The sequence below is a fragment of the Thiomicrorhabdus marina genome, from assembly GCF_017571465.1.
GTDB classification, from domain to species: domain Bacteria; phylum Pseudomonadota; class Gammaproteobacteria; order Thiomicrospirales; family Thiomicrospiraceae; genus Thiomicrorhabdus; species Thiomicrorhabdus marina.
In genome coordinates, this window is sequence record NZ_JAGETV010000012.1 from 37,641 (window position 1) to 50,669 (window position 13,029).

Below are 13,029 nucleotides of genomic sequence, written 5' to 3' on the forward strand. Positions count from 1 at the left end.
ATTTTGCTATAATTACAAAAAACCTAAAAAGAAAAATATATGTCAGCGACAGATAGATACGACTACATACTACTTAAAGCTTTATGGGAAGGCGGCGTTAAGCGCCAAGAGTTGATGGATCGATTTGAAATTGGACCTGCGCAAGCAACAAAAGACTTCAGCAAAGTTAAATCCCTATTTCCAGAAGCCATGCGCTACAGTCCTGCCGACAAACAAAATATAGATGTAAATTGTCGTAAGTACCTTGGCTCCAAAACCTTTGATGATTATTTAAAAATCACTGGTAAGTATGATTTTATCCAGCAACTTAACAACGTCCATTCAGACCTGCCTGTTGAGCTTTATCGCAAAATTCATACAGCGATAACGAATAAATTCGGCATTCAATTCCAGTATCACTCAATCAATAATCCAGAAAAAAATTCTGTACGGACAGTCTACCCTCACAATTTGATTAACTCAGGTTATCGGTGGCATATACGAGGATGGGAACAAGAAAGCGGCGAGTTCAAAGACTTCAATGTCATGCGCATGTACGGGGACATCCAACTTGAAAAAAACAAACAACCAAATGCCTCTATTAATAATGACGTCAAATGGAATACTTATAAAACAGTGTTTTTAATACCCAATCCAAAATTGAATCCAGACCAGAAAGATATAATTTCTATGGACTATGGAATGAAAAATGGAGTGCTAACTGTAAACTGCCGTGAAGCATTATTTCTTTACACAATGCACACATTTTTAATTACAGACTTTTCTGAATCTCCAAATGAACACCAATACCTCAGCATTGCAAAGAAGATAAGTTAATGATTTTGGATGCCTAAATTTTAAGAATTAAAGCTAACCACATAATACGAATTGTAAAGTCGCCATACTTTACAATTTGAACTTCCCCTGCATAATTTTTCCGTTCATGTTTTGATTCAAGATCGACTCATTAATATATTAATCCAAATACGGTAACTTTATATTCGCAGCTATTTTTTGAGCCTCATGAAAAATTCGCGTAGAAGTCATGCTCAGCAAAGCCTCATACTCAGCCAAAATAATCAACCAATGATTTGACCACCGTGCAGGGTTAGAAATTATCAATCTATCCTTGTCAGTAAGAATTTTTTCTCGATAAGCAATCCACTCCGCGACAATATTAGGCTCAGCGAGCAATGTACGAACTGCACTTTTATCTTTCAATTTTTCTATGTGTCGTTTCGCTCTTTCTCCAATAAACTCTTCAAAATTCTCCTCTTCCTGCTCAAGTGCTTGCAAATCAACATTATTTAACGCCTGAGAAACTAAGAAATTCTGAAAATCAAACGCTTTCTTGGACAATAATGCAGCCGTTTCGGTTCTTGCTACATAATCTTTGGTTGTTGAGAAATTTGCATGGTTTAGTTTTCGCTTTACTTGACCAACAGACGCACCTTTCAGAACATCAATTACAACATGAGTAGGCCTAAAATTTTGTCCCGTAGCAGTCCCTTTCCCCCCTATCAAAAGCTTTATTAAATTTAATTTTTCAGAGTACTGTTTTAATTTTATTCGAACCCAATCTGAAGGAGTCCCATCATCATAAGTCGAGAATTCGTAAACACCATTCTTAGTTTTCTCACGATTGATGTGCCCAAATATCGACACGTTCTCAGCATCAAAAAAATTTTTCGCGAAACTTAATTTGGCCTTAGTTTGATTAAAACGATAAATATAGTCTTTCAACAAAACCACCAAGGGGTCTGAGTCTTTCACATCAACATCCACTCCCGCTCCTCTTTCTTTACCCATGAAAACATTAGTTAATCCATGTTCTATCGATTTAGTCAATGAGGTAGTTAATGTGTAAAAAAAAGCAGTGTCAACGTTTGGAGCAAGAGCACGATGAGACAACAAAGCCATTAATAATGGCCTTTGAATATAACGACCTGGAATAAACGCAGATTGAACTCTTGATACCGTCCACCCTCGGCATTTTAAATAATCCACAACACCTTTCGGCCATTTTTCGGAGTTAGGGATGCAAAAACCGAATTGGGAGTAAAGAATTTTCAAGGCTAATTCTATAGACTTAGGATTAAGATCTTTCCAAGCGTAACTTTGGATACTTTTAAAGGCATTTTTCTTTGCGTCAGGCAATGATTTACTATATTCAACAAACAAAGAAGCTGAGTTTTGCAACTCTTCTCTTATATCAATAGACTTCCAGCCCCGAGTCTTTAAAAAATCATAAGTCCCCTTAACCCAATTGTCGACGGACTTATTAGAAGCATCATTGAAATACAAAATTGCAAAGCAATCTTTCTCGTTCCTGAAATCACCATATGCTTTTGAAAAATCATCTACCCCCTTGAGAAACTCCTTTTCGCTATCAGAGGTACCCTTAATAATGGACTCAATCCACTCTATATCATCTAAAGCAGCACTAACTTCTTTTAAAGATTTTTCGTAGATAAAGTCCATTACCGTTTCATTAAAAAACAATGTTATGGCTTCTGCTTGGTCTAATTGATATTCAGATTCAATAAACCGAATCGATTTTGAATATTCATTCAACAAAACTTCAAATGACGATGTTTGCCTCTGTGCGATTTCCGAGAAGCTAGGAATCGGCTTTTTATCTGTGTTTTTGAAGTTTTTAGGTAAAGTCTCATTTTGTACAACAGAGACAGAAATTAAATGTTTAACAAACCCCTTGCAAGCCGAAAACAACTGACTTTTGGTATTCACCTCTGATTGTGGGCTCTTGTCTAAAAAATCCTTAAAACCTTTTAACGATTGAGCGCTAACTGCTCCATGTAAATTTGCGACATATCGCAAATAACGAAGAACTCTATTTGCAACTTCTCTTTTTGATTTCTGCGGTCTTAGGAAGATATTCAATTCTTTTAATATCAATTCACCATCTTGAATATTCATCAAATATGGTGCCACAATAGGGTTACCCTCAGTTCTTATCTCCCAGCCATTAGGAACTTCTAACGAAAGTAACTCAGCACGCTTTTTCTTTTTAATAGGCGAACGTACAACTCTACGGGTTTTCACTTAAAGCTCTCGTCATATCTAGCAGAGGTATATGGTTCTAAAGTATCGTCGCTTGCATGCCTACTGACAGTTCTTGCTACTGCTTCAGCTCTTCTAACTCCAGCAGCATCCAACGCCCTTAATAACTTAGTAATAGCATGATGCCTTAATCCGTGAGTCCAAACTCTTTCATCTTCGGTTAAATCACCAAATTCAACGGCTTTCAGAAACGCTCTTCTGACAGAATTGGAGAACCCTTTACTTGAGAACATATCTCCATTTACATTTAAAAAAACATAAAGAGGTTCTTTGTAAGCTTTGTATTGCTTCCTGGCTTTTTTCTGGCCAACATTTACTCTATAGGGTCGAAACAGTTCTATATAATCCCAAGTCTTAAGCAAAAGGGAATGAGATACTGGGATATCAGCCTCTTTTCCTCCTTTCGTTGTCCCTAAATGCAAATAAACATTTTCTTCTTCAGCCAGTTTCTTTTCGACGGTTTCTCGACCTGGCAAATCACTAATCTTTAAGTGGCAGATTTCTTTGGCTCTTAACCCCCCCACTTTGCCATACCCAACCATCAGTTCAAAAATTGAGTTAGCTAATTCATCTTTGGGTCCAAATTTAATAATCCTCTCAATCCAGTCTGATCTCGGTACGATTATCGTTTTATGCTTGACTTTATTCTTTTTCGTAAGGGGATGTTTAATTTTAGACTTTCTATCAAAAGATATTCGAACCTTGTACTCAGGAGTTTCCCCTATCAAATTATAAAAATACCCATTGGTTTCTAACCAAAATAAATAATTTAGAACCGACCTGAGGACTGATACTGCGTAGGATTCTTTATTTGTGTATTCAACTCTATCAATTATTGACTGCTTATATTCTGCTAAATAGTCATCATCAACCAATAGCATACTTTCAAGGTCACCATCAATCTCAAGCTGACTCAAAAAATCCACTAGATGCTGGGCATAGGTTTTCAAAGAGCTAAGTTCTACACTTTTGCCCTTATCTAAGAAATAATGCAAGGATAAGAAATGAACATTTTTATTTTCGGTAAGAATTAAGGGGAACCCCTCTACCGAATCAGAACCGTAAACTTTAGCTGATGTTGTGTACTTTAGATATGCCACATAAAACCTGCATTCAGTGCCTTCTAACATGAATCTGATTATAGTGGCATATAAGCTTTCAATAAAGTAGAAGTATAGCTAAGCAGTATAATTTATTATGCGTGACCAATAATTACTTTGTTTACGCCTCGCATAACTCTGTACTCTCTCTCTTTCTCAAGGATTCTGAACTCTGTTCAATGTATTCAATCAGGGTGACTTCGTTGAGCTGCTTACGGTCAATTTTAAAGTAAGCACGTTGCTCGTCCAGACGGACTATCACTTCATAAATTCCGTCGTAATCCAGCAATTTCTGCTCTAAACTAGCGATTTCCTCTTCGGCAATCTTGCCTAGCGGTACAGAGGCAATACTCAACGGCATCGGTTTTTCCATACTCACTGCAGCCAGTAGCCAAATTGCGCCCATGATAGCAGTCATCGCAAAGACACCATTATAACCATAATGTTGGTAAAAATAGCCACCCAAAGCACCGCCAATTGCTGCCCCGATAAACTGGCTAGTCGAGTAGACGCCACTAGCAGTTCCTTTCTTATCAGCCGGCGACAATTTTACGACTAGCGATGGTAATGATGCTTCCAATAAATTAAAAGCGGTAAAGAAAATCAACAACAGTGCGAACAACATCCAAAAACTTTGTTCAAAGCCGAGGAAAGCGAGCTGCATTAACATAATCGAAGCAATGGCACCGACAAACACCTGTTTCATTCGCCCCTTGCTTTCCGCCTGAATAATAAACGGCACCATCAACACAAACGACAGCAACATCACCGGCAGATAGATATGCCAATGCTCAACCGCAGGTAAACCGGCAGAGTCGCGTAAAATTAGCGGCATAACTACAAACATCGCCGTCAAGATGGCGTGTAGAACAAAAACGCCCAAGTCCAAACGCAGTAGTTGCGGATGGCGTAGGATTTCGCCAAACTGGCTGAAATCCGTCTGCGCTTCACGTTGAAATTCTTGTTTCTCGATCGTCGGCAAAGCAAACAATACCAATAAAATACCAATCATTGATAGGCCTGCAATTACCCAGAAAATGCCGCGCACACCAATCCAAGAATCCAGCAACGGCCCTGCAACCAACGACAAGGTAAACGACAAGCCGATAGTCATGCCGACAATCGACATGGCGCGCAAACGATACTGCTCGCGTACCAGATCAGCGACCGATGCCATCAGTACCGCGGCAACCGCCCCCATGCCCTGCAAAGCACGACCGAGAATCATCATTTCGATGGAATCCGCCATGGCACAAACCAGCGAGCCAAGCATGAAAATCAACATACCGACAATAATCAGCGGCTTGCGACCGAATTTATCGGAATAGTAGCCGAATGGAATTTGCAGCAGCGCTTGCGTCAGACCATAAATACCAATGGCGATACCAATTTGGGTACCGGTAATGTCGGCAAATTCCTGTTCGGCAAACAACGCGAATACCGGAAAAATCATAAATAAGCCGAGCATGCGCGTAGAGAAAATTCCAGCAATCGAGAATGCCGCGCGTTTTTCAACCGGACTCATCGAATTGGGGTGAGGAATTGACATAAATTAAAAGCCCTTTTGCGTTTTTGCTTGATAGGCAATTTTGCCTTATATCGACAGCCGACTTACTGACAACTGTCTGAATCTATTCACAAGGTTCTGGCTGGCCGGAACGACAACATATCTTTACCGAACCGACGCCCAAAATTTTGAAGCGAAAAATTATAACATTCATAACCTCTCTTAAGAATGACTTTGCACCGAGAGAGCTATAATGAACGCTCAATTATCGCCAATCTTTGGAGGCAATATGCTTACTCGATTCTTATCATTGTCCGTTGTACTGCTGTTATCGGTTTCACCGCTCAGCGTCGTTCATGCCAGCGACAATGCCAAAGGCCATTCGGTCAATTTTCAAATCAACGAGCAGATGAATGCCGAAAACGACATGTTGCAGCTGAGCCTGCAAAGCATTCAAGAAGCGCCGAATTCAAAAGACGCCATCAACCAAATCAACCGCCAGATGGCACAAGCGCTACAAGCGTTGGAAGCCCTAGGCTTAGACAAAAGCCAGTTGCAACTAAATAGCGGTAACTATCAGATTAATCCGGTCTACAACAAACAGCGCCAAATCAGCCATTGGCGCGGCCAACAAACTTTGGCAATTGAAGTCTACGATTTAGCTTTGGTGAGCAAGGTGCTATCAGCTGCGCAAAAACACCTGACTTATCAATCCATGCAATTCGGGCTTTCCACCGAGCGCCGTCAGCAACTCAGCCAACAACTATTAGTCAAGGCATTGAAAAATTACCAGCAACAAGCAGAACTGATTGCCGAACAACTCGGCGCGCAACGCTATCAATTATTGCAAACCAATATCAATAGCAGCCGTGCAATTCCATTGGCGCGTATGGCTTACGCCGCGCCAGCAGCAATGGAAATGGCCGATGCTGCGGTGGCTTCCGGCAGCTCTGAGGTGAAAATCACAGTCAGCGGCACGCTGTTCATTCCTTGGTAAACAATTGAAATAACACTATTTCGGGCACGCAAGCCATGCTCATTGATGCGCACTTATTGGTATAATTCCGCTTTTCGCCTTAATACTTTGCCGGAGAGAGCATGTTAGAAGAGATTGTGATTCGCGGGGCCAGAACCCATAACCTGAAAAACATCGACGTTACCCTGCCACGTGACAAGCTGATTGTCATTACCGGCCTCTCCGGCTCCGGTAAATCTTCGCTGGCGTTTGACACAATCTATGCCGAAGGGCAGCGTCGCTATGTCGAATCGCTTTCCGCCTACGCCCGTCAATTTCTGTCGGTCATGGAAAAACCGGATTTGGATCATATCGAAGGGCTTTCTCCGGCGATTTCGATTGAACAGAAGTCTACATCGCACAACCCGCGCTCGACGGTCGGTACCGTTACCGAAATCTACGACTACCTGCGTCTACTGTTTGCGCGAGTCGGCACGCCTCGTTGCCCTACGCACAGTTGCGATTTGCAAGCGCAGACTGTTAGCCAGATGGTTGACCACACGCTTGAATTGCCGGAAGGCACAAAATGTTTACTGCTGTCTCCGGTGATTCGCAGTAAAAAAGGCGAACATGTCACATTACTCAGCGAGCTGCAGGCGCAAGGCTATATCCGTGCACGGATCGACGGCGACGTTCGCGAATTAGATGGTTCGATTGAACTCGAAAAAAACAAAAAACACACCATTGAAGTAATCATTGACCGCTTTAAGGTACGTAGCGATTTAAAACAGCGCTTAGCAGAATCTTTTGAGACGGCATTACGCCTTTCCGACGGTTTAGCGCAAGTCGTGCCGATGAGCGAAGACGATGATTTCGAGCTGCTGTTTTCGGAGCGTTTTGCCTGTCCGCATTGCGGCTATTCGGTACCGGAATTGGAACCGCGTATTTTCTCATTTAACAACCCGCACGGCGCTTGTCCGACTTGTGACGGTATCGGCGTGAAAGAAAGCTTTGAAATCGACAAGGTCATTCACCATCCTGAACTTAGTCTGGCCGGCGGTGCAATTCGTGGTTGGGACCGTCGCCACAAATACTATTTCGATTTGCTAAAGGCGGTCGCCGCGCACTATGAATTCGATATCGAAACCCCTTGGGAAGAGCTCAGCGAAGAACAGCAAAACGTGATTTTGCACGGTTCCGGCCGCAAGAAAATTCCATTGCCACACGGCAAATACAGCGATACTCGCCGTTTTGAGGGCGTTATCCCGAATATGGAACGCCGCTATGCGGAAACCGATAGCCGTGCAGTCCGCGAAGAACTGGAAAAATATCTCGTCTCCAAGCCCTGTTCCAGCTGTCACGGCACACGCCTCAATGAAGTGGCTCGCAATGTTTTTGTCAAAGAATACACTTTGCCTCAGTTAACCGATATGCCGGTCGGTGAAATTCATCAGATTTTCAGCGGCTTGAGCTTGGAAGGCGCGAAGGGCGAAATCGCCTCGAAGATTATTAAAGAAGTGCATGATCGCTTGAGCTTCTTGGTCAATGTCGGCTTGAACTACTTGACCTTAAGCCGAAGCGCTGACACCCTTTCCGGCGGTGAAGCGCAACGTATTCGTTTGGCATCGCAAATTGGTGCCGGTCTGGTCGGTGTGATGTATGTGTTGGATGAACCGTCCATCGGCTTGCACCAGCGCGACAACGATCGCCTACTGGCAACCTTGAATCACCTGCGTGATTTAGGTAATACCGTTATTGTGGTCGAGCATGATGAAGACGCGATTCGTGCTGCCGATTTTGTTTTGGATATCGGCCCGGGAGCCGGTGTGCATGGCGGGCGTGTGATAGCAGAAGGAACACCGGCAGAGATTATGGCGAATCCGCAATCATTGACCGGCCAGTTCTTGAGCGGTAAACGTGAAATTTCGATTCCGGAACAACGTCTGCCAGCCGGTGAAAAGTGGCTGGAAATCATCGGTGCGCACGGCAATAACTTACAGAATGTGCATTTGAAACTGCCGGTCGGCCTACTGACTTGTGTCACTGGGGTTTCCGGTTCCGGTAAATCGACTTTAATTAACGGCACCCTATCGAAGCTTTCAGCGAATATTCTCAATAAAGCCGGACATACGCCATCGCCGTACAAATCGCATGCCGGTTTTGAACATTTCGACAAGGCGGTCAATATCGACCAAAGCGCTATCGGTCGTACGCCGCGTTCCAATCCGGCAACCTACACCGGTTTATTCACGCCAATTCGTGAACTGCTGTCGGCAACACCGGAAGCGCGTACGCGCGGTTATACGCCGGGGCGTTTTAGCTTCAATGTTAAGGGCGGACGTTGTGAAGCGTGTCAGGGGGATGGTGTCTTGAAAGTCGAGATGCATTTCCTGCCGGATGTGTATGTGCCGTGTGATGTTTGTCACGGCCAGCGCTATAACCGCGAAACCCTGCAAGTTGAATACAAAGGCAAAAACATCCATGAGATTCTGGATATGACGGTCGAAGATGCTCGCGCCTTCTTTGATGCGATTCCAGTGTTGGCGCGTAAGCTACAGACGTTAATGGAGGTCGGTCTGGGTTATATCAAGCTTGGGCAAAGCGCAACCACTCTGTCCGGCGGTGAAGCACAACGGGTTAAACTGGCAAAAGAACTATCAAAACGCGATACCGGTAATACGCTGTATATTCTGGATGAGCCAACCACAGGTCTGCACTTCCACGACATTGAACTACTATTGAAAGTGATTAATCAGCTTCGCGACCACGGCAATACCATTGTCATTATCGAACACAATCTAGACGTAGTTAAAACCGCAGACTGGATTGTCGATTTGGGCCCTGAAGGTGGTTCCGGCGGCGGGCAGATTATCGCCCAAGGTACGCCTGAAGACATCGCTAAAAACAAAAACTCACATACCGGACACTACCTGAAAAAGCTTTTAGCGTAAAAGCTTTCCTGCCTTAACTGCCCTGTTTTGGTGCTCGCCTTTTCCTGCTTGCGAGCATCATCAGATCCTTTAAGCCTTACAAATACGCTCTAAGCAGCTTATGTATGACCATGGTTAAACACCGATGATAGTGTATTCACCGAATACTTGCTGAATCCGCCATAAAACCGTAAAAATAACCTTCTAAACCTCGTTGTATGATTATTTGGTCTATTTATTGCAATAATGGCTCAAATTAGATGCTTCTAAACGGTGCAAAAAAATATGAAAAAACATGCAGCACAAATCCTAGACCGTTATTACCAACAAGTGTCGGACATTATTCTTGCCCGTCAAAATCCAATAACGGGGTTGCTACCGGCCAGTACCGCAATCACTGCACACGGTGACTATACCGATGCGTGGGTTCGCGATAATGTGTACAGTATTCTTGCCGCTTGGGGTTTAGGCTTGGCATATCGCCGCATTGACGATACGCAAGGTCGTGCAATTCTTCTAGAACAGAGCGTGGTCAAACTCATGCGCGGTTTATTGACCGCAATGATGAAGCAGTCCAATAAAGTCGAAGCCTTTAAATATTCGCAAAACCCGCTGGATGCGCTGCATGCCAAATACGCGACCGACAGCGGTGATCCAGTGGTTGGTGACGATGAATGGGGGCACTTACAGCTAGATGCGACCAGCCTATTTTTGCTAATGCTCGGGCAGATGACCGCTTCCGGTCTGCGTATTATCTTTTCCATGGATGAAGTGCATTTCATTCAAAACTTAGTGCACTACATCGGCCGCGCTTACCGCACGCCGGATTACGGGATCTGGGAAAGAGGTAATAAAATCAATCACGGCATCGCCGAAGTAAATAGCAGTTCAGTCGGCATGGCGAAAGCCGCATTGGAAGCGATGGACGGTTTTAACTGTTTCGGCTCAGAAGGCGGACAAGATAGCATTATTCATGTGGTGCCGGACGAAATCGCTCGTGCTCGTATTACACTGGAAACCGCCTTACCATCTGAATCCCTTTCCAAAGAAGTCGATGCCGCAACCCTTAGCGTTATCGGCTATCCGGCTTTTGCCATTGAAAATACCGAGTTAGTGAACTTAACACTCGATGAGGTAATCAATAAACTTGCCGGCAACTATGGTTGCAAACGCTTCTTACGCGATGGTCACCAAGCCGCTAATGAAGATCATCACCGCTTGCACTACGAACCGGAAGAGATGCAGCAATTCGAAAACATCGAATGCGAATGGCCGCTGTTTTTCACCTATCTGTTACTGCATTATCTATTTACCGACCAAGCTGAACTGGCTAAAGAGTATCGCGAAAAACTGGAAGGCTTATTAGTTGAACAGAACGGCCAGAAGCTCTTGCCGGAACTGTATATCGTGCCGCTCGATAAAATCGACGCCGAACGCGAAAATCCGGGTTCACAAAAGCGTGTCCCAAATGAGAACGTGCCGCTGGTGTGGGCGCAAAGTTTATATATTCTAGGTTCTTTGATTCAAGACGGTCTATTGGATGTTGCCGATATCGACCCACTTGGCCGCCATAATCGCATTGGTAGCAGTTTGGGTAAACAGCTTCAACTGTCGCTGATTGCCGAGGACGAAACCGTACAAGCCAAACTAGATGAATACGGTTTAGTGACGCAGACGGTACAACAGCTAGAACCTGTTCAGGTACGTCAAGCCAGTGCGCTTGCCAGTGCTTTTGAATGGCTTGGCAGAAGCGAACGGTTACAGTTAAGCGGCCGCCCGCGACGTAATCCGCGCGGCATGGCAACGTCCTGCGTCTATGAATTTGAAGACAAACGATTCGTGTTCCAACCGCAGTTCTTAAGTCGTCACGATTTCTATCTGACCCAAGACAACGAAATGCTAGTCAAACGATTGAAAATGGAGATGGGTTATATCTATCGCCAATGGCATTTGCCGGGCCGCCCTTTGGTCGTCATGGTGGTCAGCCAGTCGATGCTGAGAAAAGGTGGCAAAGAAGCTTTATTGGAATTTATCGAGCAGTGCCGCCAAGGCCAGTTCGATGATATTCCGGTTAAACTTGGCATGTTGAAAAGCTTTCTACCAACCTCGGCAAAACGTAGCTTGCACTATCTGGAAAAAGAAATTGGCGACGAAGAAGCTTTTCTGCAAGAACGCGTCTGCCAAATGCTCTTGCCACAAGACATTCATAGCCCTTGCGTCTGCTGTTTAGAAGACTGCCACGCAAACCAAGACGAACAATTAATTGAACAGCTATCACTGACTGCGAACCTCAATGACCAGTTCCTGATTTTACAAACGCTGTTCGAGCGTCACGGCGCTGATTTTGTCACCAGTTTGCAAGATCAAGACGGCAATCGCTTCACCACCAGACAATTACTCGAAGAAGTCTATATTCGCGCCGGTGAAAGCAGCGACTGGAATATCACTCGCCGTGCTGCTGCCCTACTGGATAAATTCGACATTAACTTGGAAGGTGCAGTCACCGAAATTCTGGTGCGAAAAATTGCCTTGAGTGTATCGCGCCAATACAGCAAAAAATCGACTTTTAAACAACCTCGCGGTGCCGATGAAATCCTCCGGATTATCAAGGAATTCAATGCCGATGACCAGCGCGCGCAGATTTTGACTCAAGAACTGATAATTAACCTCGGTCTGATTATTCGTTCGCGCCCTGAACTACTGCTGAATATGACATTGGTAAGAACTGGACAGCTACTACAACTTTTAGCTGGGCATATTCGTCACGGCGAACATTGCAGTGCTGACGATGCCTTAGATGTCCTGATGACTAAAACACCGTATGAAATCTCGCAGGCCTTGGAATATGTTCTTGAACACTACACTGACGTTCAAGAAGAACTGTATCAAGAAGAGGTAATGAAGTTCGACAACAGTGAACAAGATTTGAAACTACCGCACTTTACATCAGATTTAAACCCCGAACTGGGTGGCGCCAATGATTGGCATCACTGGCGCCAAATCAATGGCTCAATTGGTCGTTATCCAGATAGTTTCTACGAAGGTGTCTGGGACGTAGTCAATCAAACCGCCGGCTTGATTATCGGCGACCAATGGAATCCGAAACGCCGCTTAGATAATAGTCTATGCGCGGATATGACCCGCGGCGAAAAGCTTTTCCAAGCTAAAGTCGAACACTTAATGAATAAACCGCCTCTACCAGAAGTTCGCCGACTCTACTACGAGGCATTGATGGTTCTCGGCATGATTATGAAAGTCAATCCGGAAATGCGAACCGATGACGACATGTATATCGACGTATTACTCGGACATGCGGTACGTTTGCGTTGGCTTTCTAAACCGGGCAATCATATGATTGCTTACGAAGGCGAGCGCAAAGATGCCTGGCAAGCGTTTTACTACGCTTCTCCAGATGAAGTCGCCAACGCGATTGTTCAAGCATTCCGTTTCTTGCATAAAGAAAGTTAGGAGAAATTT

7 protein-coding genes are annotated in these 13,029 nt (G+C 44.2%); 4 read left to right on the forward strand and 3 right to left on the reverse strand.

What is annotated here, in order from left to right; translation table 11 throughout:
• The first annotated feature begins 39 nt into the window (after positions 1–39).
• Positions 40–816, forward strand: coding sequence for a BrxR family transcriptional regulator (locus J3998_RS07895; RefSeq protein WP_208149680.1), 777 nt, complete (start codon positions 40–42; stop codon positions 814–816).
• 138 nt (positions 817–954) lie between these two features.
• On the opposite strand, the gene J3998_RS07900 is transcribed toward J3998_RS07895, so the two are convergent.
• From J3998_RS07900 to J3998_RS07910, 3 genes are all read right to left on the reverse strand, one after another.
• Entirely contained in the window at positions 955–3,042 is a 2,088-nt protein-coding gene (locus tag J3998_RS07900; protein WP_208149682.1) for a hypothetical protein, read from the reverse strand.
• Positions 3,039–4,160, reverse strand: a complete 1,122-nt coding sequence (locus J3998_RS13390; RefSeq protein WP_208149684.1) for a tyrosine-type recombinase/integrase — start codon at positions 4,158–4,160, stop codon at positions 3,039–3,041. The genes J3998_RS07900 and J3998_RS13390 overlap by 4 nt, the downstream gene beginning before the upstream one ends.
• 121 nt (positions 4,161–4,281) lie before the next feature.
• Positions 4,282–5,709: an MFS transporter gene (locus J3998_RS07910; protein WP_208149686.1), complete on the reverse strand. Its 1,428-nt coding sequence runs from the start codon at positions 5,707–5,709 to the stop codon at positions 4,282–4,284.
• Between the two features lie 211 nt (positions 5,710–5,920).
• On the opposite strand from J3998_RS07910, the gene J3998_RS07915 reads away from it, so the two are divergent.
• The 3 genes from J3998_RS07915 to J3998_RS07925 all read left to right on the forward strand — a co-directional run bounded on the left by J3998_RS07915 (position 5,921) and on the right by J3998_RS07925 (position 13,020).
• Positions 5,921–6,664, forward strand: a complete 744-nt coding sequence (locus J3998_RS07915; protein WP_208149688.1) for an SIMPL domain-containing protein — start codon at positions 5,921–5,923, stop codon at positions 6,662–6,664.
• A gap of 101 nt (positions 6,665–6,765) precedes the next feature.
• Positions 6,766–9,573 (forward strand): excinuclease ABC subunit UvrA, encoded by a 2,808-nt coding sequence (gene uvrA / locus J3998_RS07920; RefSeq protein WP_208149700.1) that lies wholly within the window; start codon positions 6,766–6,768, stop codon positions 9,571–9,573.
• A 264-nt stretch (positions 9,574–9,837) separates the two neighbouring features.
• Positions 9,838–13,020 (forward strand): phosphorylase b kinase regulatory subunit alpha/beta, encoded by a 3,183-nt coding sequence (locus tag J3998_RS07925; protein WP_208149703.1) that lies wholly within the window; start codon positions 9,838–9,840, stop codon positions 13,018–13,020.
• Positions 13,021–13,029 lie beyond the last annotated feature (9 nt).

Excerpts from the sequence above, each read along its gene's own strand:
- J3998_RS07910 (WP_208149686.1), bottom strand. The coding sequence starts at position 5,709 with ATGTCAATTCCTCACCCCAATTCGATGAGTCCGGTTGAAAAACGCGCG.
- uvrA (WP_208149700.1), top strand. The coding sequence starts at position 6,766 with ATGTTAGAAGAGATTGTGATTCGCGGGGCCAGAACCCATAACCTGAAA.
- J3998_RS07925 (WP_208149703.1), top strand. The coding sequence starts at position 9,838 with ATGAAAAAACATGCAGCACAAATCCTAGACCGTTATTACCAACAAGTG.
- J3998_RS07895 (WP_208149680.1), top strand. The coding sequence starts at position 40 with ATGTCAGCGACAGATAGATACGACTACATACTACTTAAAGCTTTATGG.
- J3998_RS07915 (WP_208149688.1), top strand. The coding sequence starts at position 5,921 with ATGAACGCTCAATTATCGCCAATCTTTGGAGGCAATATGCTTACTCGA.